Below are 21644 nucleotides of genomic sequence, written 5' to 3'. Positions count from 1 at the left end.
ATGGCAAACAACAACAAGAACATTGATAAAAAACCCAAATTCAGTCCATATTGGATTTATGGAATGGTTGGGCTCTTCCTTATTTTCTTAATATTTTCAAATGATTCTGGTTCTGACGACAAAGTAACTTTTACAAAGTTTAAAGAATTAGTTCAATACAATGATATTGAAAAAATTGAGGTAGTTACAAATACTAAAGTTGCTAGAATTTATTTAAAAGAAGGCGCTGCAGAAAAAGACATTTTCAAAGATTTTGTAAAGAAAAAAACAGGTTTATCCTTTATGGGTGAATCACCTGATTTTACGATAAAATATCTAAACTTAGAAAATTTTGAAGATTATCTTAATGAAGTCAAAGTAGCGAAAAGTCTTGATTTTGAAATTGCTTCCGATCAAGAAAGCAGCAGCTTTACAAGCATATTAGTTAGCATTTTACCATTTATACTCATCATTGGAGTTTGGATTTTTATCATGCGAAGAATGTCTGGCGGCGGTGGCGCTGGCGGCGGTGGACAGATTTTCAACATCGGGAAATCGAAAGCGAAGCTATTTGACGAAAAAACAGATATGAAAACATCGTTTAAAGATGTTGCAGGATTAGAAGGTGCAAAAGAAGAAGTACAAGAAATTGTAGATTTCCTTAAAAATCCAGAGAAATATACCTCTTTAGGAGGAAAAATTCCAAAAGGAGCCTTATTAGTAGGACCTCCAGGAACAGGTAAAACTTTATTAGCAAAAGCAGTCGCTGGAGAAGCAAAAGTGCCTTTCTTCTCACTATCAGGTTCAGACTTCGTAGAAATGTTTGTAGGTGTTGGAGCTTCTAGAGTTCGTGACTTGTTCAAACAAGCAAAAGAGAAATCACCTGCAATTATATTTATTGATGAAATTGACGCGATTGGACGTGCACGTGGAAAAAATAATTTCACAGGTTCTAACGATGAACGTGAAAATACATTAAACCAATTATTAACAGAAATGGATGGTTTTGGCACCAATACAAATGTAATTGTAATGGCTGCTACCAACCGTGCAGATATCTTAGATAAAGCATTAATGCGTGCTGGACGTTTTGACAGACAAATTTATGTAGATCTTCCAGACATTCGTGAACGTAAAGAAATTTTTGAAGTTCACTTAAAACCATTAAAGAAAGCAGATAACTTAGATACCGATTTCTTATCAAAACAAACACCAGGTTTCTCTGGTGCTGATATTGCAAACGTGTGTAATGAAGCTGCATTAATTGCTGCTCGTAAAGGGAAAAAAGCTGTTGAGAAGCAAGATTTCTTGGATGCGGTTGACAGAATTGTTGGTGGTTTAGAAAAGAAAAATAAAATCATAACGCCAGGCGAAAAGAAAACAGTTGCTTTTCACGAAGCTGGTCATGCAACTGTAAGTTGGTTGCTTGAATATGCTGCACCGTTAGTAAAAGTTACTATCGTTCCAAGAGGACAATCATTAGGAGCTGCTTGGTACTTACCAGAAGAGCGTTTATTGGTTCGTACAGAACAAATGTTAGACGAAATGTGTGCTACATTAGGAGGACGAGCTGCTGAGAAAGTAATCTTTGATAAAATTTCTACTGGTGCATTAAGTGATTTAGAAAAAGTTACCAAACAAGCGCGTGCTATGGTAACGGTATATGGTTTAAATGATCAAATTGGAAACATTACGTATTACGATTCAAGCGGAAATGATAATGGATTCTCTAAACCTTATAGTGAAGAAACTGCGAAAGTAATCGATAAAGAAATCTCTGCAATTATTGAAAATCAATACCAAAGAGCTATTCAATTATTAGAGCAAAACAAAGATAAACTAACAACACTTGCCGAATTACTTTTAGAAAAAGAAGTGATCTTTAAAGATGACTTAGAGGGAATTTTCGGAGCAAGACCGTTTGAAAAATCAAACAAGATAGAAGACTCTGAAGAATAGTCTACTACTTTAACAGATATTTATATTTAAAAAATCTCGATTTATCGCTAGCATAAGTCGAGATTTTCTATCTTTACGGAAACTATGTCCTAACATTAAACTGCAGCTTGACTCTATGAGTCTTTTTAAAAAAATTTTTGGCTCCAAATCTAAACCGCAACAGGAAGATAATTCTGTAGATGAGCGTGGCAAATATATGCCACAAGTTGAACTCCCTATAGATGAGCGATTTACAATAAACTTCAGAAAGAATGGTGGTAAATTTTTATACTGCGATTCATTTACCGATGTATACAATAGCTTGGAAAATATCCTAATTGAAAACGGTTGGGAAGGAAAAGAAGCGCTTTGTTTTGATCAACAATTGCAAGAACGTTTTGACAATTTTGACGTTCGTTTCTCAAAAATTAACATGAATTCAAGTTTTTATTTGGCTTCTTGCGAATATTTAATTGCTGATAATGGCTCTATTTTAGTTTGTTCTAATCAAATTAAAGAAAAAAAGTTAAACGACTTACCTGATAACTTTGTCATTCTTGCCACAACTAGTCAACTTGTAGGTGCAATTGGTGAAGGTTTGCGTGGAATAAAAAACAAATACAAGTCTAATATCCCAAGTAACATCACTACTATCAAGCATTTCCAAGTGCAAGAAGAAAAGGACTTTTTATCTTATGGAAGTAGCTCAAAAAACTTATATTTGCTACTATTGGAAGACCTCTAAAATGAAAGAACTTTTAACGCGATCTTTATCTGGATTAATTTTTATCTCACTATTAATTTTTTCAGTATTCTATTCAGAAACAGCTATTTTGGTTGTATTCGTAGTTTTCGGATTGGTTTGCATGACAGAATTTAGTAAACTTATCAATCTTAGAGGATTTATTCAACACATCATATTCTTAGTAATTGTAGGTGTATTTGCCTACTGGAAACCAAGTCAGGAAGCCACTATGATCTTATTAGTGTTTTCTATATTCGTTTCTTTTTTCTTGATTCAAGATTTATTTACAAAAAAGGTAATTCCGCTTTTTCAGTTTAAAAAATTCCTACTTGCTACCTTTTATATAAGTAGTAGTTTTGCATTCTTATTATTAATACCGAGCGCTGCAGGAACGTATGAACCATGCATTATTTTAGGAAGTTTTATCTTAGTTTGGGTAAATGATTCCTTTGCATATTTGACAGGAAAAAACTTTGGTAAACAGAAATTATTTGAACGTATTTCACCTAAGAAAACTGTAGAAGGATTTTTAGGCGGATTGCTTTTTTCTTGTGTTGCTAGTTATTTTATAGCTAAATTTACAGATACGTTAAGTTTTAGCAGTTGGCTAATCTTAGCAATTATTATAAGTTCTATAGGAACTATTGGCGATTTGATTCAATCAAAATTCAAACGACAAGCCAATGTAAAAGATAGTGGCTCTATACTACCAGGTCATGGTGGTATTTTTGACCGATTGGACAGCATGATATTTTCTGCTCCATTTATTTATTTGTTTTTAAAGATATTAGATTATGTTTCATAAAGAAGGATATAAAATTATCATTGTAACGTTTATCATTGTTGCAGCTATTGTGATTACTGCTGATAAAATTGATACAGCTTGGATTAAATACCTATTGCAAGGAATTGCAGTTGTATTTTTAATTTTGATTCTACAATTTTTTAGAAATCCAAAACGTACGACTCCAAAAAATGACGAACATGTTATTGCTCCTGTTGATGGAAAAGTAGTTGTTATTGAAGAAGTATTTGAAAAAGAATACTTTAAAGATAAGCGTTTACAAGTATCTATTTTCATGTCACCAATTAACGTACATGTAACACGTTATGCTATTGGTGGCACTATAAAATTCAGTAAATATCATCCAGGGAAATTCTTAGTAGCCTGGCATCCAAAAGCTTCTGAGGAAAACGAACGTACTACTGTTGTGGTTGATAATGAAACATATGGACCTATTTTATATAGACAAATTGCTGGTGCTTTAGCAAAAAGAATTGTAAATTATGCTGAAGAAAACGCAGCTGCTGTACAAGGTGAAGATGCTGGTTTTATTAAATTTGGTTCACGTGTAGATTTATTTCTTCCGTTAGATACAAATATCAATGTAAAACTCAACCAAGTTGTAAAAGGTGGTGTTGACGTAATTGCGATGAAGTAATGAGTTCCTCAAAGTTAGACATAGAATTCTTTGAAGCCGTAGAGCGCGTAAACAATAGTACGTCTGCATTTCCTGCAGATTTCCTATTGCGATTGTATGCATACTACAAAAAGGCAACAAACAACGATGGCAAACCTAGTAGTCGTAGACCAATTATCAATGCCTTTAAAATGAATGCACTTTTACAAACACAAGACATTACTCCTGAACAAGCTAAGAAAGCATATATAGAATTAGTTAATTCATATTTTGAAGTCTAACAATAACTTACCTATCGTATTAAAACTGTGCTTATTTATAATCACGTGGTTTGCTTGCTTACTCATATTTCAAATTGCTGCTTATTTTGTGAATCAACTTCACATACTTCCTTATGAAATAGGAAATTTAGACACTTTAACTTTAGATCGATTATTTCAATTTATAGGAACATTACTTGCTATTTTTATTTTTACAAAATTTGTAGACAAAACATCGTTTATTTCTATTGGACTTCACTTAAAACATAGAACTATTGATATTATTGCTGGTTTCTTTTTAGGGATACTTATTATGGTAATCGGGTGTTTTTCTTTGTTTTATTTACATGAAATAGAGCTAAATTATAATACACATATCAATAAAAGTGCTATTGCATACAGTTTTATTTTTTACACATTTGTTGCTTTTATGGAAGAAGTTTTATGTAGAGGCTATGTCCTTGGTCAATTGCTAAATGTGTATGACAAATATCTTTCTCTCATTATAACTTCTATCTTTTTTGCTGCACTACACATGTTTAACCCTAACATAGGCACAATTCCGCTTTTAAATTTATTTTTAGCAGGCGTATTGCTTGGTATCACATATATTCACACAAAAAATTTATGGTTTCCTATAGCGTTACATTTAAGTTGGAATTTTTTCCAAGGACCCATTTTTGGTTTTGGTGTAAGTGGTTTTAGTTCATATTCTATTGTAGAACAAGTTCGCACTAAAGATAATTACATAAATGGCGGTCATTTTGGCTTTGAAGGCTCACTTTTAGGGTCTTTACTAATGTTAATAAGCATTTTTATAATTGATTGGTATTATAGAAGAAAAACAGTTAGATAGCTGGGCTCGTTTTGCTTTTACAAAGTATAGTATACATCAATAAACTCCATACTCTACATTAAATCTTTTCAAATTACACAAAACGTTTATCCTTCTAAAACTAGTGAATCAACAATTAATTATTTATTGTTCACTAATTTTACTTTTTAGATATCACTATAACTTGTTCTTCAATTTTTTCTTCATAAACATATGTAACTCTATGATCCCAGGATTCATTCTCAAGTTTTAAATCAGCTCTTTTAATTTTTCCATTCCGAAAGAAAAGTGGTTTTCCGTTTATAACGACTTTCTCTCCATTACTTGCTCCAAGAACAGTAGGGTAAAATCCCATCCGCATTTCTTCTGCATTTTTTGCTTTCTCTCTGATTTTTTTTGACAATCCAAATTCACTTTTCTCTATAGCTTCGACTTTGTCAATAAATATTACTTCTTTGAAATGGTCAAAGTAATAACCAATTGGTGGCTTTTTTGAAATTCGGATTGTTGCAAAATCGATAGTTTTTCCATTTTTAAGTAAAACTTTCACAGGCGCTGTCTTATTCATATGCAAATCGTCTGATAATCCAATTGAGTTCAATTCAATTTTAAGTTTCTCATTCAATTCTAAATTATGAGAGTCGAATTCTTTCAATATTTCTATTTGCCCATTTGCAAATCTTTGAAACATTTCTACTTCCTTATAAAATATAGATTTACATATTGAGCATTGATAAGTCTGAATGTTGCCGATTATTTCTGACGCCAAAATTCTTGAATCGAATTTAGATTCCAAATAATCAGTTCCGAATCCTACGATGTTTTTCTTATGGCAAACTGGGCAACCAACCTTCTTCTTTTTCTTAAAAAATTTAAACATTCAATTCTAATAATGAGCAATGTATTCGCGTACTACTAGTTGCGCTGTTAAGAACAAAGTTAGTAAAAGAAAACGAACCAGAGGAGAACCGAAGAAATCCCCAAGTAGTCGACAACCAAGCAATTGATTATACACATTCTCACCCATTGTATGTTTTACCTATTATCAGTAATAGTATTCATTTTACAAAAATCTAGTTAAGCTTTATCAAATTCTAAAAGTCAGAATTATTTCTGACATTATCTTTTGCCTATAGTATGCAAAAACAATTATACCGTGTTTTTTGTAACCTTTTTTCTAAACGACGTATCTTACTAGAAACAAATCATTATTATGGAATCATTTATCGGTTTTGGGGAAATACTAGCCCTTTTAATTATTGTATCAGCAATTACAATCTATTTTTTTCATAAAGCAAGACATCTCGAACGTATGGCGCAAATTGAACGAAATCAGCTGAGTGAAAATCAAAATTCATCTGCAAATTCTTATTTAGATATAAAGTTTGGAATGTTAATGATAGGCCTAGGTTTTGGTATGATTCTAGCTAAGGGTGCTGAAGGTTCTAATACAGATTATGCTATGTATTCTGCTTACATGCTTCTTTTTGGAGGAGTAAATCTTTTAATATCTTATTTGGTAGTAGCAAAGTTAAATAAACGTTCAAAAAAATAAGCATCTGTTTAATGGACGACCAATACTTACAAAAAGTATTAAATGGAGATGCTCAATCTTTTTCTTACTTCATCAAAACGTATCAGAATGGAGCTTATGCAGTAGCTATATCTATTATGAAATCTGAAGATAAGGCAAAAGATGTTGTTCAAGAGAGTTTTATCCAAGCTTATAATTCGTTGTCATCATTTAAGAAGAAATCTAAATTTTCAACGTGGTTGTATCGTATTGTAGTTAACAAGAGCTTAAGGCTTCTTGAAAAAGAAAAAAGATATACTCTAGATGAAGTTTCATCAGTTGTATCAGCTCAAGACAGATCTAATTATAATGATGCCATCATACGTTTACATCAAGATGAATTGAAACAATTGATAAAAAGTATTTTAACCAAAATGCCACCCAAAGAAGCACTAATGCTGCAATTATTTTACTTAAATGAATTAAAAGTTGATGAAATAGTAAGTATTTTGAACTTTTCAAAAGCAAATGTAAAAATCTTACTGCATAGAGCTAGAGCTCACTTTTATGATATAATAAGGAATGAACATCATATTTCAAGTATAAACGATTTACTATAACACCATGGAAACACAAGACGAGTTACAAAACATTTTTAAAAATATTGAGTCAATTTATACCGAAGTAGATTTTGAAGATGCCATTATGCAAAAAATAAAAACACAAGCTAAAGTTAAAAAACAGATAGCTAAAAATAGGAAATATGGCCTATTGGGTGTCTTCATTACTTTGATATTGATAGTTCTATTTTTAGAGCTTTACGATAATCCTAATCTAAGTGCAGATTATAGAAACCCATTGATACAGCTCGGAATGTGTTCTTTTATACTAGTGAATTTATTTTTACAATTAGAAACTGCTTCAGGTCATTCAAAACAACGTATAAAAAACGATTCATAAATCAATAACAGGACTGATGTTGATATAAGAACAACCTAAAGATTCAAAAACAAATTTTAATCGTAGCAAAATGCTACGGAACAAGTATTTGCAAAGAACAATTCTCTGCGAACAGATAATCCTATTACTTAAAACAAAAATTATGAATGCAAATAAGATATTAAAATCATTATTGCTAGGCATGATATTATTGCTTTTTAGTTCATGTATGAATAGTGAAAATACTATTGAAAGTATTATGAATGACTATGCAGAAAACGGAAGAAAAGAACTTGGAAGCCCATTCACAGGCACTGTATTAGTAGCAAAAAATGACGAAATTCTATTTACAGGAGCTTACGGGTTAAAAGATAGAGCTAAAAATATTCCTAATAAAATAGAGACTAAATTTTCGATAGGATCTTTAACGAAGCAATTCACAGCAATGTTAGTAATGCAAATGGTTGAAGAAGGTATTTTAAAATTAAATGATTCGGTATCTACACACCTAGAGTATCTACCTAAAACATTTGCCGAGAATATAACAATTCATCAGTTATTATCACATACATCAGGATTACCACATTATACAGGTTTAGCAACTATAGGGATGAACTCAAGGACATTTACCTCTACATTTTATACTCCAAAGGAGTTAGCGATATTTATTAGTAAGATGAAGTTAATTGATACGCCAGGAAAATCAGCACATTACAGTAGTTTTGGTTATATGTTGTTAGGTGCTATTTTAGAAGAAGTGTCTGGAAAATCTTTTTCAGAATTATTAAAAGAAAAAATAACAAAACCACTTGGGCTTATAAATACTGGATTTGCATCTAATAAATTTATAAAAAAAGAAATAGCAAAAGGCTATATTTTTAATGAAGATAAAACTTATAAGATGCTATTTATCAAACATGGAGGTCACTTTCAAGAAGCTCCTGATAGAGACCAATCCAATATTTATACTGCAGGTGGAATGCATTCAACTGTTAAGGATTTATTTATTTGGAGTAAGGCTATTAAAAATAATACACTACTATCTGAAAAGACTACCAAAAAAATGCTAACCCCAGTTAAACAAGGCTTTGCTTACGGTTGGGTTAGGAACTGGGATGATATCATTGAAAGAAATACACAAGCCAAATTATATTCACACACAGGGTCAACTTTTGGGCATGCTTCAGTGATTAGTTTGTTTGATGATGGTACTACCATAATATTTACAAGTAATGTGAATAGAATAAAAGCTCAAAAAATAGTCCATAGATTATATTTAACAGCGAATCAGCTTGAGGATAAATATAGACTAGAAGGATATCCTGATAGAGGATCTTTAACCGAATTTGAAAGAGAAGGAGGTATTAAAGCCTTAAATACATACTTTAATAAATTATCTAATTTATGCGGTTATGATATCAAACCTTCTAATGGTTCATTGCAGCAAATTATGAGTTTGTATTATAAAAACGGGAACAATCAAAAGGGTGATAGTATCCGAAAAGCATACATGGAATCACATGATCCTTCTAGAAATGATATGAATCAATTAGGTTATAGAATATTCAAATTTAATTATCAAAAAGCTGCAGAAATTTTTAAAGAAGCTACAGAGAAATTTCCTAATTCGCCAAATTTATGGGACAGTTTAGGAGAAAGTTATTTAAAATGTAAAGCTTATGAAAAAGCTGTAAGGAGTTTCGGGAAAGCAGTTAAATTAGCTACAAAAAATAATGATTCACGCTTGAAATTCTTTCAAAAGAATCTAGAAAAAGCACAGTCATTTTTAAGATTACATTTTTCATATTCAAAGTCAAAATCATTCAACGAGACTTTTAATGTTTTGAATCATTAAGTTTGTTAATTATTCCATTTCTTAAACAAAAACCACATACAAAATTACTTTTGCACATGGTTTTCTATAATATATTAATCAACACTTCATACTAAGTGAAGTTGAAATATCTAACTGTTACATTATTTCAAAGAAGCTAAACTCGCTTTTAATGTTTCTATTTTACTAATAGCATCTGCTTCTTTTTTCTTTTCATTTGCGACAACTTGATCAGGAGCATTGTTCACAAAACGTTCGTTTGCTAGTTTCTTTTGAACTATCTTCAAAGAACCTTCAACATATTCAAGTTCTTTAGTTAGTTTTTCAATTTCAGCTTCAATATCAATAGCACCTTCCATTGGTATAAAGTATTCATTCGATTTTACACGGAATGACAATGCACCATCAACCTTTTCATCGCTGTAACTAATATTTTCTATGTTTCCAAGTTTCGCAATTGCAGCATTTAAATCCTCAGTAGCTTTTTCGTTATTTACAATAATCAACGATAACGCATCTTTGTTTGGAATATTCTTTTCTTTACGTATTGTTCTAATTCCTGAAACAACCTCTTGAATCATTTCAAAATTCTTCAATAATGTTTCATCTATTGTCGCTGTTTCTGGCCAAGCCGAAATTACTAAAGCATCTTCTTTGGAACGATCTGACATACGTTGCCATATATCTTCCGAAAGGAATGGCATAAACGGATGTAAAATTTTTAAAACATCTTCAAATAATGAAATAACTGTATCATATGTTTTCTTATCTATTGGAGAACCGTATGTTGGTTTTACCATTTCTAAGAACCATGAACAGAAATCATCCCAAATTAATTTATATGTAATCATTAACGCATCGGAGATTCTATATTTACTGTATTGATCTTCTAAATCAACTAATGCTTTTTGAAACTTCGATTGAAACCATTTTATCGCAACTTTTGCAACTTCTGGTTGATCAACACTATCACTTACTTCCCAAATTTGGGTTAAATTGTATGCATTAAAGATTTTATTAGCAAATTTCTTTCCTTGATCACATAGTGATTCATCAAATAATAAATCGTTTCCTGCAGCAGCACTTAATAACAATCCAACACGAACTCCATCTGCTCCATATGCTTCAATTAACTTTAAAGCATCTGGTGAATTCCCTAAGGATTTAGACATTTTTCTACCTTGTTTGTCACGAACCAATCCTGTAAGATATACGTTTGTAAAAGGTTTTACATCTCTATATTCATAACCAGCAATGATCATTCGGGCAACCCAGAAAAATAAAATATCTGGTCCAGTTACCAAGTCATTTGTTGGATAGTAATACTTTATCTCTTCATTTTCAGGATTACGAATTCCATCAAATACACTCATTGGCCACAACCAAGAAGAGAACCATGTGTCTAAAGCATCTTCATCTCGACGTAAATCATCAAGTTTTAAGTTTTCATTTCCTGTAGTAGCTTTTGCTAATGCTAATGCAGCTTCTTTGGTTTCAGCAACAGCAAAATCTTCTTTTCCGTCACCAAAATAATACGCAGGAATTTGCTGTCCCCACCAAAGTTGACGTGAAATATTCCAATCACGGATATTCTCCATCCAATGACGATACGTATTTTCAAATTTCTTTGGGAACAAATTGATATCACTATCTTCATCTAAAACTGCTTTGATAGCAGGTTTTACCAAGTCTTCCATTTTCAAAAACCATTGATCTGATAATCTTGGTTCAATCACAGCTTTGGTTCTTTCAGACGTTCCAACTTTATTAATATGCTGTTCCGTTTTTATTAGAAATCCTTTTTCCTCAAGTTCTTTTGAAATTTCTTTACGCACTACAAAACGATCTTTTCCTTCGTAATGCAATCCGAAACTATTTAGCGTAGCATCTTCATTAAAAATATCAATTACTTCTAAGTTGTGATTCTCTCCTAAAACTTTATCATTTTCATCGTGCGCAGGTGTTACTTTTAAGCAACCTGTACCAAATTCGATGTCTACATATTCATCTTCAATAATAGGAATTACTCTATTTGCTAACGGAACAATTGCCTTTTTTCCTTTTAGATGTGCATAACGCTCATCATTTGGATTGATACATATTGCAGTATCTCCCAAAATCGTTTCAGGACGCGTTGTTGCAATCGTTACTTTTTCATCACTACCTTCAATGGCATATGACAAATAATAAAGATTTCCTTGCTTTTCTTCGTAGATTACTTCTTCATCAGAAAGAGTTGTTTTTGCTTCAGGATCCCAATTTACCATACGATATCCACGATAAATCAAGCCTTTGTTATACAAATCAACAAACGTTTTAATTACAGCTTCTGACATATCGTCATCCATTGTAAATTTTGTTCTGTCCCAATCACAAGAAGCTCCTAATTTTTTTAGTTGCTCTAAAATGATTCCTCCATGCTTGTCTGTCCATTCCCAAGCGTGCTTTAAAAACTCTTCACGCGTAAGATCTGCTTTTTGAACACCTTCTTCTTTTAGTTTATTAACAACTTTTGCTTCGGTAGCAATAGAAGCATGATCGGTTCCAGGAACCCAACAAGCGTTAAATCCTTTCAATCGTGCTCTACGAATTAATACATCTTGAATGGTATTGTTTAACATATGTCCCATGTGCAAGACTCCAGTGACGTTTGGTGGCGGGATTACTATTGTATACGCTTCACGTTCGTCTGGTTCTGAATGGAAATAGTTGTTCTCCATCCAATATTGGTACCACTTGTCTTCGATCTTACTTGGATCATACTTTGCTTGAATACTCATTTTTGGTATTGTTTTTGTAATATAATTGGCAAAAGTACTTATATCTGTACTATTTAAAAAGTGTTTTATCACTTTTGCATTTAATTGTTAAATATGTGCAGGTAATACAGATTAGTTTGTATTTTGTGAAACAAATTTTGTAAGATTACAAATAAGTAAGTAATTTTACAGTAATACAAAAAATAGAAATAATGAAAAGAATAGTTACTATATTATTTGTTGGTTTATTTGCCTTTGCCGTAAACGCACAGGAAAAGACTGCAAAAATCAAGTTTAAAACAGAGACAATTGATTACGGAACCATTGAAAAAGGCGCTGACGGCGTTCGTGTTTTTGAATTTACAAACACAGGAGATGCTCCGTTAATCATTACTAGAGTATATTCTAGTTGTGGTTGTACAATTCCTAAAAAACCAGACGCTCCTATTTTACCAGGAAAAACAGGTGTTATTGAAGTGAAGTACGACACAAAAAGAGTTGGTCCAATTAGAAAAACTATCACAGTATATTCTAATGCAGACGAGCCAACGAAAGCAATCAAGATTAAAGGAAAGATTGTTGATCCAGCAAAAGGAAAAAGTATCATGATGAAAGATAAATCGGAAATCGAATCTTAATCATTTACATTAAAATACAAACTATAAAAGATGCCTTGTCAATTTGATGAGGCATTTTTTTGTGTTGATTTTAAGAAAAAAGGCAATAGAGAAAAAAATATAGATTGTAGTATTATTAGTTATTCATTGACCGATTTATTGCAATACTGAATACTAAAATTTAAAGAACTTCTTTCAGTCGGAATTCAAATTCAAATAAGATATTATTACGATTTACTTTCATTCGTATCTTTTTACCTTCTTTTCCCTCTAACATTCCTGTTACTCTGTTAAGTGAATAATTGTGAACATAGCGTCCATTGATAGAGATAATAATATCACCTTTGATTAAACCTGCTTGTCCTGCTGGAGAATTTTCTCGGACTTCTGCTACTTCAAATGATTTTACAAGGCTAAATTTATTGTAATGTTCAAATACAATACTTACTTCTCCCAATGTGTTCGAGTTTCTCAGCGTACTTGTATCTGACTGTGTTGTTGCACTGCTCTTTTTTACAACTTCAGACACTAAGCGCATTCCATTATGTTGTAAATCAATTCCACTCATATTATATCTAAAAGGATCAGAAAAGAAGCGACTTTTTCGAAGACGAATTCGTTTGTTTCCATAATCTAATACAACTTTGAAACGTTTTAAAATTTCACCGCCAATACTTCCATTACGTTCTTTAAAATTCTTTACATAAACAATAGCAGAAGAATCAGGAAACGCAACTTTTGCATTTTTAAATGAAAAACCTCCCATAGAAAATTTCTTTACACGTGATCGTTTTCCGTAAATACTACCACTTAGTCCTTTCCCTAAGAAATCATCAAAGTGCTTATCAGGAACGCTAATATTTAGTTGATCTTCCTCGAAAAGCCACAATGCATCGCTTCCTCCTGAATCTATCAGCAGCTTTACAGGAATTTCTTCATCACTTTCTATAGCAACATTTACATCTATATATGGTTTACTATGCCTAAAAGTTAGCGGAAGATCTACACAATTTCGACACGATTTATAAGTATAACTTTCTGGTCTGTGTAGTTTTATTTTAGAGTTACTATAATTTATTTCAACAATAAAATCTTTAAACACATCATACCCAATAATTCCATGTACTGGAACACCTAAGCGTGTAGACATATTTATTTCTTCATCTAAAATGATAAACAATTCTAGATCTATTTTTTCTACGTTTTTTATTTTGAAAGAATCAGAACGTGCTCGCACTGCAGAAATAGTACTTCCTGAACCCAAACCACGAAGTTCTATACGTTCGCGTTGTTCTATTTCAAGAGAATCGCCAGGATTAAGATTGAATAAAATAGGTTTATTTACTCCTGAATCTAATAAAAAAGACATTTCTACACCATTAACTTCTACAGGAATTAAAATCAAATTGTTTAAAAGCTTAAACGGAATTGTGACTTTATCTTTTCCTTCGGGCATTTCAAATTTGTATTGTGCTTGTGCAAAGCTAACTATACATAAAAAAAATAAAATGATATGTTTTTTAAATCTGATCAAAGTAATAAAGGGAGTTGGTAACAACTAAAGGTACAAAAATCAGTACTAATTACCGCATATTTTTTCATTTTTTAACATTGATGAAAATGTCTATAAGAATAACTTAAATTTGAAATATATTTTGCAATTTTGTGTTTCTAAAAAACTAACAGTATGCCAACTATTTCTAATAAAGGAATTGCAATGCCGCAATCGCCAATTCGTAAATTGGTACCCTATGCAGAAGATGCTAAAAAACGTGGAACAAAAGTATATCACTTAAACATCGGTCAACCAGATATTAAAACCCCAAAGGTTGCTCTTGATGCTATTAAAAACAACAACCTTGAAGTCCTAGCATACAGTAGATCAGAAGGTTCCGAAGAATACAGAACTAAAATTGCAGCATATTATGTAAAAAATGATATTCATGTAACTGCTACTGATATTATTGTAACTACTGGCGGAAGTGAAGCTTTATTATTCACTTTTGGAAGTATTATGGATGCTGGAGATGAAGTAATAATTCCTGAACCATTTTATGCAAATTATAATGGTTTTTCTACGGCATCTGGCGTAAAAGTTGTGCCTGTAATTTCTAAAATGGAAGACAATTTTGCATTGCCTCCAATTGAAGAGTTTGAAAAGTTAATTACTCCAAAAACGAAAGCAATTTTAATTTGTAATCCTGGAAATCCAACAGGATATTTATATTCAAAAGAAGAGGTTCAAAAACTAGCTAGTATTGTAAAAAAGCATGACTTATTTTTGATTGCCGATGAAGTATATCGTGAATTTGCTTATGACGGATTGCAACATTATTCTGTAATGCAAGAAGCTGGTTTGGAAGAAAATGCAATTGTAATTGATTCTGTTTCCAAACGTTACAGCATGTGTGGTGCACGAATTGGTTGTATTGTTTCTAAAAATAAAGCATTTATGGCAACCGCTTTAAAATTTGCACAAGCACGTTTATCACCTCCAACATATGCACAAATTGCAAGTGAAGCTGCATTGGAAACCCCTAAAAGTTATTTTGATGATGTAATTGAAGAATACGTAGAACGAAGAAACACTTTAGTTTCAGAATTACAAAAAATTGACGGTGTACGTGTTGCAAATCCAAAAGGAGCTTTTTACTGTATTGCCGAATTACCTGTAGAAAGCGCAGATGATTTTGCGCAATGGTTATTAGAAAAATTTGATCATAACGGTGAAACAATTATGGTAGCTCCGGCGGCTGGTTTTTATTCTACTCCGGGTATTGGATTGAATCAAGTTCGAATTGCATATGTACTCAATAAAAAAGATTTAATAGCTTCCGTCAACATTTTAAAAGAAGCTTTACAACAATATAATGCTTAATTTTTTCAACTAAAACCATAAAACTATACGTGATTACAATACAACATAATGTTTCCCTCAAAAAGTTTAATACGTTTGGCATTAATACCAAAGCAAAAAACTTTATCACCATTACAAATATATCTGAACTCATTGTCGCGCTACAATTAGAGGAATTTTCTAACTATTTCGTACTTGGTGGCGGAAGTAATATGTTATTGACACAGGATATAGAAATCCCTGTATTGCACATTAATAGTAAAGGAAAAAGAGTTGTTTTTTCTACTGAAGATGAAGTATTAGTTGAAATTCAAGCTGGTGAAAATTGGCACGAATTTGTGCTTTGGTGTATAGAAAATGATTTTGGTGGTGTTGAAAATTTGTCATTGATTCCAGGAAATGTAGGAACATCGCCTATTCAGAATATTGGTGCTTATGGCGTAGAGTTAAAAGATACATTTATAAGTTGTGCAGCAATTGACATAAAAACACAAGAACAAAAAGTCTTTCAACGTGATGATTGCAATTTTGGCTATCGAAATTCCATTTTTAAAAATGAAGTAAAAGGCAAGTATATTATTACATCTGTGGTTTTTAAATTAACTCGAAAAAATCACAAACTCAATACTTCATACGGAGCTATTCAGCAAGAATTAGAACGTAATCAGATTACAAAACCTACAATTAAAAATGTAAGCGATGCAGTCATTGCTATTCGCCAGCGAAAGCTTCCAGACCCTAAAGAAATTGGCAATAGTGGAAGTTTCTTTAAGAATCCCGTAATTTCGAAAGCTGCTTTTGATATATTACAAAAAGAACATCCTAATGCACCGCATTATGTGATTTCTGATACTGAAATTAAAGTTCCTGCAGGTTGGTTGATTGAACAATGCGGTTTTAAAGGAAAACGATTTGGAGACGCTGGCGTTCATAAAAATCAAGCCTTAGTCTTAGTTAATTATGACAATGCTACTGGCGCGGAAATTCTGGCTTTAGCCAAAAAAATACAAGCGTCCGTTTTAGATAAATTCAATATTGCTATTGAAGCAGAAGTGAATGTGATATAGTATTCTCAGTATTGAAAATTATAAAAGTACATTTATGTTAAAATATATTATCATTTTTCTCTGTTTTACAGGAATCGCTTTTAGTCAAAATCAAAAATGCGAACTACTTTTCAAAGACGGTACAACTATAGAAGGGTATGCTAGTCTTACAAAAAAGAACCGTATTAAATTTCGACTTGATAAAAAAAGTAACGCAGACATTTGGGGAAGTGAAAATATACAGCGTATCACTTTTTTTGGTTTTGAAAATTCTCAACTAGCATTTGAATACGTAAAAACTCGATGGAAACGTACATACGAATTGATGGAAGTTGTTGTAGATGGTGATATAAAATTGTACGCTCGTGCTGACACCAGTTGGATACATTTCCCTTTGAATGTAAATATTGGGGAAGGAAGTGTTTTTCAACCAAACAATGGGAATATTTCAAGACAAACAAGTTTTACATTATTTCTAAAAAAAATAGAGGATGAAAAAGCAATACTTGTAAAAATTGGTCTATTTAGTAGCTGGAAAAAGAAAATGATTGCCTATTTCAATAATTGTCCAGAAGTTACCGAAGGAATTGCATCTGGTGAATACAAATATAGAGATATGAAAAAACTTGTAGAAGACTATAATATTTACTGCGCAAAATGATTTTTTAAAAGTCATTACGTATAAAAGATTACAAGCGCTATTGTACAGAGTAATTCTTAAAACGATTTTTATATATAGAAAAAACAGCATCTCTTTTTTTGAAATGCTGTTTTTTTATAAAACCGTAAACCACACTTAATTATGTCGTGTATCTACAAACATACTCGTACGTGTATGGGCTATCATATGTGTCTATAATTAAAGCACAACCATAGCCTACTCCCCAATCTAATCCAGTGTTCCACACATCGGTTGTCTTTTTAATTTGACTAGCTTTAGTATATCCAGTATTTGGATTTGATGGAAATCCATTTAAGTATATTTGAGCGTATAATTTTAAAGGAACCATACTCGATTTAGTTCTAATATGAAGTTTCCCTTGATACTCATAAGCTTCCATTGAAAATGTTATTTGACCTGACGCTTTACCTGCTGTACCTGACGCTTCTGCATTATTTTTTGCGACTACTGCATTTTCTGCAACTTTTTCTAATGTTTTTTCTTCTACTTGATTACTCATAATTTATAGTTTAAATTGATTTAATAATGCGTTTTTTTAAATGGGTTCTGCACTCCATAACGATCGATCTTGTTTGCACAAATATCAAGAGAAGAAACATCCTGCATAAGAGTGCAACAGCGTGTTTTTAGAAATCAAGCTAAACTACTTGGGTGTTTTTTATGATGTATAACGTAGGTGATTTAACGGCATTTACTAGGTAATTCAACCTGTTTTGAGTTTGAAACTATTTTTTTCAAATAGTTACGCACTACCTTTCTTCTGAAAACGATTGATAACTTAAACTTAATCATCATGAAAACAACCATTACATATGCAGTCTTACTAATTATCACATTCATCTATTTAGTATCGTGTAATCATACCCAAGCGGAAACTAATTCATTCAAACCAATTGTAGTAGATTGGGATTTATCATGTCCTCATGAGCACGAGCCTCATAAAATAGGTAGCACTGAAGCAACAAAAGGATTAACTGAGTATAAAGATTATATAGATCGTGTAAAAGAAACGCTTGATAAAAAAGCTCCAGAAGCATTTCCTGATAAAGAAGATAAATTAAATTATGGCTCTGAAGTAGATTTTGACTTGTTATTAGAAGTTTTAGCGCATCGTAAATTTGTGTGTAGTGACAAATTATTTTTAATGAATACTATTAGACCAAAACTCGATGAAAACAGAAAACCAATTGAAGGTGAACCTGTTACCGAAATCATGTTTGTACTTGAATCAAAAGATCATAAAGAAAATCCAACATATACTTATTTTGATTTTACACGACCTTGCCCAAATGGTTGTCCGAAAAATATACCTAACTTAGAATATCCTACAAATAATTAAACAGCTAAACTAATGGATTCTATCGTTACATTGCATAGTATTTACTTTCATACGGCAAATGTTGCCTTGCTTTGTCTTTGCATTAATGTAGCGTTATGTATTTTTTATCGAAAAAAATTAAATACTCCGTTTCAACGTTTATTCTATTATCTAATTTGGAATCTTAGCATTGAAATTATAGTTCTAATTGCTAGCAAGTTGGGGTATTCAAACAATTTACCATTACTACACATATATACTTTGGGAGAATTTATTTTGTTTTCATATTTCTTTAAAAGTTTATTGAACAAACCCATTTTTTTCAAAAAGTATTTTTGGTATTTTATACTCATAGGAAGTCTTTTTATTGTGTGTAACTCAACATGGCTACAAAGCATTTATATTTTTAATAGTTATGCCAAAACGTTTGTACAGTTAACTATTATTGGATATGCCATTCTGTATTTTTATAATTTGATCGAGAACCAAGTATTTGCACCAACCGTATCAAAAAGTTTGCGATTGATCAATTCGGCTGTACTTATCTATTACTCAGGAAGTTTATTTATATTTATGTGTAGCAATGTTTATTATGAAAATGCGCAAGTATATGATATATTTTGGATTTTTAATGCGTTATTAAACATTCTTTTTCAGTTGTTAATTTTAATAGGATTATGGAAAGTATTTTTCAAAAAGAAAATTTTATAATACTAATCATCTTTGGTATACTAATTATGCTCGCTTTTGCGATGGCATTTGTACTTTTTGTGAATTACTCTCAAAAAAAGATTCTTAAAGAGCAAATGCGTGTGCAAAAGTTAGATTATAAACATCAAGAAGAATTACTACATGCAACCATTTTAACCCAAGAAAAAGAAAGAAATAGAATTGCACGAGATTTACACGATGAAATTGGATCTAAACTGAATGTTATTTTTTTAAATATTTGTCGGCTTAAAAAACATGGTCAAAAAAACGAAGAAATTCAGCTAATTACTGATGAAGTCGAAACTGTAATTCATACAACCATAGATTCAATACGTTTTATATCGCATGAATTATTACCGCCTACTTTAGAAGAATTTGGATTGATAGAAACGATTCGAGAATTACAACACAGTTATAATTTGGCGGGTAAAGTTCAAGTCGATTTCACTACGGTAGATGATTCGCATCCTATAGAAAATTCTTTAATCGAATTGAATCTTTTTAGGATCATTCAAGAACTCATCAACAATTCTATTCGGCATGGAAAAGCGACTGAAATCGATATAAATTTACATTCAGAAAAAACATCAATTAAACTAATATATCAAGATAATGGAACTGGTTTTGATACTTCCGAAGCATCTTATAAAAAAGGACTTGGTATGAAAAATATTGAAAGTAGGTTGCATATTATCAACGGAACATATCAATTGGATTCGTCCAAAGAAAATGGAACTACAGTAATGATAGAAATTGTTCCAAATAAAACTCATGAAATTTAATACATCAACTATGAAAATTATTTCTATTGCTATTGCAGACGATGAAGCACTATTCCGAAAAGGAATGAGCTTATTATTGAACGCTTACGAAAATCTTCAAGTAGACTTGGAAGCAGAAAACGGAGTTGATTTATTAAAGAAATTAGCCAATTGCAAAACCGTTCCTGACATTTTATTGCTCGATTTGAAAATGCCTGAGATGAATGGAATTGAAGCAGCAAAACTCATACAGAAAAAATATCCAACTCTAAAAATCATTGTAATTTCTACACACTTTAGTAGAGCGTTTATTATCAATATGATTGAATTATCAGCAGTTGCATACTTACCAAAAAATTCACAACCCGAAGAAGTTGTAGAAACCATTGAAGCTGTTTACGAAAAAGGGTTCCATTACAACACACAAGTTCTAGCAATTATTAGAGAAAATATTATTTCGAAAAAAAAGCCAAAAGCACAGTTTTCAATTGAGTTAACTAGAAGAGAAAAAGAAGTTTTACAATTAATTTGCGAACAGTATACAGCACCCGAAATTGCAGAAAAATTATTCATCAGTGCCCGTACAGTAGACGGACATCGCAATAACTTACTTTCAAAACTAGAATGTAGAAATGTTGCTGGCTTGGTTGTATATGTACTTCAAAATAACTTGATAGATATTCCTCTATTGAAAACAAAAAAGTGAGACTTTATGAATCTTAAAATCGAACGTCTTTTCAAGTGACTTAAAATAAATTATTTGTCAGTCCGAGCGGAGTCGAAGTTATTTTTTTGGAGGATAATCTTCCAAAACCTTTAATAAAATCATTCTAAAATACGCTTCGCGTTCTTGTGGTGTGGCTTCATCTTTATAATAGCCTTCGGCAATAGCTTGCCAAAATAACGCATCTTTTCGAACATCTACAAAATCAAAAGTCAATTGCTGATTCAACTTTGACCCAACAGGTAATCCTATAGAAATTCCACCACCAGCACTACGTCCGCCGCCACCAACTCCAACACCAACAGCACTGTTTTGCTCACTTTCAAAAGCACTCGCCATTACATTTATATAAAAATCAGGTGTCGCTACTTTTTTAAATCCGCGCGATTGTAAAATAGAATCGGTTTGTCTCAGAAGACGTTTTGTATCGAGTTCACTCAAACCAGATTCAAACTCTGGATAATAATTGTACGATTTGTATATGGAAAAATCTAACTTTGAATCATAATCATATATAACTTTTGGAGCCGAGCATCCTACAACTAAAACCAACATGCAAATCATTCCTAAATACTTCATAGCGCTATATTTTTGTTTGAAAACCTACTACAAGATATCAAAAATTATTCCATAAAAAGCTGTATCTTTGCAATAGATTATTGAGTACTGAAAAAAAATCAAATTACATGAATCATCCCAAAGATG

Annotated in this window: 23 protein-coding genes; 18 read left to right on the top strand and 5 right to left on the bottom strand. The window is 31.7% G+C overall.

Annotated elements, in window-relative coordinates; genetic code table 11:
- From ftsH to Q0828_RS19505, 6 genes are all read left to right on the top strand, one after another.
- Positions 1–1938: an ATP-dependent zinc metalloprotease FtsH gene (gene ftsH / locus Q0828_RS19530; RefSeq protein ID WP_298425289.1), complete on the top strand. Its 1938-nt coding sequence runs from the start codon at positions 1–3 to the stop codon at positions 1936–1938.
- Positions 1939–2053: 115 nt separating this feature from the next.
- Positions 2054–2662 (top strand): LUD domain-containing protein, encoded by a 609-nt coding sequence (locus tag Q0828_RS19525; RefSeq protein ID WP_298425286.1) that lies wholly within the window; start codon positions 2054–2056, stop codon positions 2660–2662.
- A 1-nt stretch (position 2663) separates the two neighbouring features.
- The gene (locus Q0828_RS19520; RefSeq protein ID WP_298425282.1) at positions 2664–3467 is read left to right on the top strand and encodes a phosphatidate cytidylyltransferase; all 804 of its coding nucleotides are present in this window, start codon (positions 2664–2666) and stop codon (positions 3465–3467) included.
- A complete protein-coding gene (locus tag Q0828_RS19515) occupies positions 3457–4104 on the top strand; it encodes a phosphatidylserine decarboxylase family protein (RefSeq protein ID WP_298425280.1) in 648 nt (215 codons plus the stop codon). Before Q0828_RS19520 ends, Q0828_RS19515 begins: the two co-directional genes overlap by 11 nt.
- Positions 4104–4364, top strand: coding sequence for an acyl-CoA-binding protein (locus tag Q0828_RS19510; protein ID WP_298425277.1), 261 nt, complete (start codon positions 4104–4106; stop codon positions 4362–4364). Before Q0828_RS19515 ends, Q0828_RS19510 begins: the two co-directional genes overlap by 1 nt.
- A gap of 88 nt (positions 4365–4452) precedes the next feature.
- Positions 4453–5199 carry a CPBP family intramembrane glutamic endopeptidase gene (locus Q0828_RS19505; RefSeq protein ID WP_298425275.1) on the top strand — a complete coding sequence of 249 codons (747 nt, stop codon included), beginning with the start codon at positions 4453–4455 and terminating at the stop codon, positions 5197–5199.
- Positions 5200–5338: 139 nt separating this feature from the next.
- Here Q0828_RS19505 and Q0828_RS19500 read toward each other — a convergent pair whose 3' ends face one another.
- Positions 5339–6058 carry a hypothetical protein gene (locus Q0828_RS19500; RefSeq protein WP_298425273.1) on the bottom strand — a complete coding sequence of 240 codons (720 nt, stop codon included), beginning with the start codon at positions 6056–6058 and terminating at the stop codon, positions 5339–5341.
- Positions 6059–6391: 333 nt separating this feature from the next.
- On the opposite strand from Q0828_RS19500, the gene Q0828_RS19495 reads away from it, so the two are divergent.
- The 4 genes from Q0828_RS19495 (at position 6392) to Q0828_RS19480 (ending at position 9485) form a co-directional block, all read left to right on the top strand.
- Positions 6392–6733 carry a DUF6249 domain-containing protein gene (locus tag Q0828_RS19495; RefSeq protein WP_298425271.1) on the top strand — a complete coding sequence of 114 codons (342 nt, stop codon included), beginning with the start codon at positions 6392–6394 and terminating at the stop codon, positions 6731–6733.
- Positions 6734–6744: 11 nt separating this feature from the next.
- The gene (locus Q0828_RS19490; RefSeq protein WP_298425269.1) at positions 6745–7311 is read left to right on the top strand and encodes a sigma-70 family RNA polymerase sigma factor; all 567 of its coding nucleotides are present in this window, start codon (positions 6745–6747) and stop codon (positions 7309–7311) included.
- 4 nt (positions 7312–7315) lie between these two features.
- Complete coding sequence (locus tag Q0828_RS19485; protein WP_298425267.1) at positions 7316–7651, top strand: hypothetical protein; 336 nt, start codon at positions 7316–7318, stop codon at positions 7649–7651.
- 142 nt (positions 7652–7793) lie between these two features.
- Positions 7794–9485 (top strand): serine hydrolase, encoded by a 1692-nt coding sequence (locus Q0828_RS19480; protein ID WP_298425265.1) that lies wholly within the window; start codon positions 7794–7796, stop codon positions 9483–9485.
- Between the two features lie 122 nt (positions 9486–9607).
- Here the strand turns inward: Q0828_RS19480 and Q0828_RS19475 are convergent, their stop codons facing one another.
- The gene (locus Q0828_RS19475) at positions 9608–12244 is read right to left on the bottom strand and encodes a valine--tRNA ligase (protein ID WP_298425263.1); all 2637 of its coding nucleotides are present in this window, start codon (positions 12242–12244) and stop codon (positions 9608–9610) included.
- A 191-nt stretch (positions 12245–12435) separates the two neighbouring features.
- Between Q0828_RS19475 and Q0828_RS19470 the strand changes: the two genes are divergently transcribed.
- Positions 12436–12861 carry a DUF1573 domain-containing protein gene (locus Q0828_RS19470; protein WP_298425261.1) on the top strand — a complete coding sequence of 142 codons (426 nt, stop codon included), beginning with the start codon at positions 12436–12438 and terminating at the stop codon, positions 12859–12861.
- Between the two features lie 160 nt (positions 12862–13021).
- Here Q0828_RS19470 and Q0828_RS19465 read toward each other — a convergent pair whose 3' ends face one another.
- Complete coding sequence (locus Q0828_RS19465) at positions 13022–14296, bottom strand: aspartyl protease family protein (protein ID WP_298425259.1); 1275 nt, start codon at positions 14294–14296, stop codon at positions 13022–13024.
- Between the two features lie 231 nt (positions 14297–14527).
- Here Q0828_RS19465 and Q0828_RS19460 point away from each other — a divergent pair, with 231 nt between their 5' ends.
- Genes Q0828_RS19460 through Q0828_RS19450 form a run of 3 tightly spaced genes read left to right on the top strand, consistent with a single transcriptional unit; the run spans position 14528 to position 17404 of the window.
- On the top strand, positions 14528–15718 hold the full coding sequence (locus tag Q0828_RS19460) for a pyridoxal phosphate-dependent aminotransferase (protein ID WP_298425257.1): 1191 nt from the start codon (positions 14528–14530) through the stop codon (positions 15716–15718).
- A 32-nt stretch (positions 15719–15750) separates the two neighbouring features.
- Positions 15751–16764, top strand: coding sequence for a UDP-N-acetylmuramate dehydrogenase (gene murB, locus Q0828_RS19455; RefSeq protein ID WP_298425482.1), 1014 nt, complete (start codon positions 15751–15753; stop codon positions 16762–16764).
- A gap of 34 nt (positions 16765–16798) precedes the next feature.
- Positions 16799–17404 (top strand): hypothetical protein, encoded by a 606-nt coding sequence (locus tag Q0828_RS19450; protein ID WP_298425255.1) that lies wholly within the window; start codon positions 16799–16801, stop codon positions 17402–17404.
- A 139-nt stretch (positions 17405–17543) separates the two neighbouring features.
- Here the strand turns inward: Q0828_RS19450 and Q0828_RS19445 are convergent, their stop codons facing one another.
- Positions 17544–17924, bottom strand: coding sequence for a hypothetical protein (locus Q0828_RS19445; RefSeq protein WP_298425252.1), 381 nt, complete (start codon positions 17922–17924; stop codon positions 17544–17546).
- A 294-nt stretch (positions 17925–18218) separates the two neighbouring features.
- Here Q0828_RS19445 and Q0828_RS19440 point away from each other — a divergent pair, with 294 nt between their 5' ends.
- From Q0828_RS19440 to Q0828_RS19425, 4 genes are all read left to right on the top strand, one after another.
- Positions 18219–18764, top strand: a complete 546-nt coding sequence (locus tag Q0828_RS19440) for a hypothetical protein (RefSeq protein WP_298425250.1) — start codon at positions 18219–18221, stop codon at positions 18762–18764.
- A gap of 282 nt (positions 18765–19046) precedes the next feature.
- The gene (locus tag Q0828_RS19435; RefSeq protein ID WP_298425248.1) at positions 19047–19454 is read left to right on the top strand and encodes a hypothetical protein; all 408 of its coding nucleotides are present in this window, start codon (positions 19047–19049) and stop codon (positions 19452–19454) included.
- Positions 19455–19480: 26 nt separating this feature from the next.
- Positions 19481–20236: a sensor histidine kinase gene (locus Q0828_RS19430; RefSeq protein WP_298425247.1), complete on the top strand. Its 756-nt coding sequence runs from the start codon at positions 19481–19483 to the stop codon at positions 20234–20236.
- Positions 20226–20921, top strand: a complete 696-nt coding sequence (locus tag Q0828_RS19425) for a response regulator transcription factor (RefSeq protein ID WP_298425245.1) — start codon at positions 20226–20228, stop codon at positions 20919–20921. The genes Q0828_RS19430 and Q0828_RS19425 overlap by 11 nt, the downstream gene beginning before the upstream one ends.
- Before the next feature lie 78 nt (positions 20922–20999).
- Here the strand turns inward: Q0828_RS19425 and Q0828_RS19420 are convergent, their stop codons facing one another.
- Positions 21000–21518: a DUF4136 domain-containing protein gene (locus tag Q0828_RS19420; RefSeq protein WP_298425243.1), complete on the bottom strand. Its 519-nt coding sequence runs from the start codon at positions 21516–21518 to the stop codon at positions 21000–21002.
- Positions 21519–21644: the final 126 nt, after the last annotated feature.

Source organism: uncultured Kordia sp. (genome assembly GCF_947496985.1).
In the GTDB taxonomy this organism is placed as follows: Bacteria; Bacteroidota; Bacteroidia; order Flavobacteriales; family Flavobacteriaceae; genus Kordia.
The sequence above is the reverse complement of the archived record's forward strand: the minus strand, read 5'-3'. Positions and strand labels throughout refer to the sequence as shown.

Coding starts and splice junctions, on each gene's coding strand:
- ftsH (WP_298425289.1), top strand. CDS start 1: ATGGCAAACAACAACAAGAACATTGATAAAAAACCCAAATTCAGTCCA.
- Q0828_RS19525 (WP_298425286.1), top strand. CDS start 2,054: ATGAGTCTTTTTAAAAAAATTTTTGGCTCCAAATCTAAACCGCAACAG.
- Q0828_RS19520 (WP_298425282.1), top strand. CDS start 2,664: ATGAAAGAACTTTTAACGCGATCTTTATCTGGATTAATTTTTATCTCA.
- Q0828_RS19515 (WP_298425280.1), top strand. CDS start 3,457: ATGTTTCATAAAGAAGGATATAAAATTATCATTGTAACGTTTATCATT.
- Q0828_RS19510 (WP_298425277.1), top strand. CDS start 4,104: ATGAGTTCCTCAAAGTTAGACATAGAATTCTTTGAAGCCGTAGAGCGC.
- Q0828_RS19500 (WP_298425273.1), bottom strand. CDS start 6,058: ATGTTTAAATTTTTTAAGAAAAAGAAGAAGGTTGGTTGCCCAGTTTGC.
- Q0828_RS19495 (WP_298425271.1), top strand. CDS start 6,392: ATGGAATCATTTATCGGTTTTGGGGAAATACTAGCCCTTTTAATTATT.
- Q0828_RS19490 (WP_298425269.1), top strand. CDS start 6,745: ATGGACGACCAATACTTACAAAAAGTATTAAATGGAGATGCTCAATCT.
- Q0828_RS19485 (WP_298425267.1), top strand. CDS start 7,316: ATGGAAACACAAGACGAGTTACAAAACATTTTTAAAAATATTGAGTCA.
- Q0828_RS19480 (WP_298425265.1), top strand. CDS start 7,794: ATGAATGCAAATAAGATATTAAAATCATTATTGCTAGGCATGATATTA.
- Q0828_RS19475 (WP_298425263.1), bottom strand. CDS start 12,244: ATGAGTATTCAAGCAAAGTATGATCCAAGTAAGATCGAAGACAAGTGG.
- Q0828_RS19470 (WP_298425261.1), top strand. CDS start 12,436: ATGAAAAGAATAGTTACTATATTATTTGTTGGTTTATTTGCCTTTGCC.
- Q0828_RS19465 (WP_298425259.1), bottom strand. CDS start 14,296: ATGCCCGAAGGAAAAGATAAAGTCACAATTCCGTTTAAGCTTTTAAAC.
- Q0828_RS19460 (WP_298425257.1), top strand. CDS start 14,528: ATGCCAACTATTTCTAATAAAGGAATTGCAATGCCGCAATCGCCAATT.
- Q0828_RS19450 (WP_298425255.1), top strand. CDS start 16,799: ATGTTAAAATATATTATCATTTTTCTCTGTTTTACAGGAATCGCTTTT.
- Q0828_RS19445 (WP_298425252.1), bottom strand. CDS start 17,924: ATGAGTAATCAAGTAGAAGAAAAAACATTAGAAAAAGTTGCAGAAAAT.
- Q0828_RS19440 (WP_298425250.1), top strand. CDS start 18,219: ATGAAAACAACCATTACATATGCAGTCTTACTAATTATCACATTCATC.
- Q0828_RS19430 (WP_298425247.1), top strand. CDS start 19,481: ATGCTCGCTTTTGCGATGGCATTTGTACTTTTTGTGAATTACTCTCAA.
- Q0828_RS19425 (WP_298425245.1), top strand. CDS start 20,226: ATGAAATTTAATACATCAACTATGAAAATTATTTCTATTGCTATTGCA.
- Q0828_RS19420 (WP_298425243.1), bottom strand. CDS start 21,518: ATGAAGTATTTAGGAATGATTTGCATGTTGGTTTTAGTTGTAGGATGC.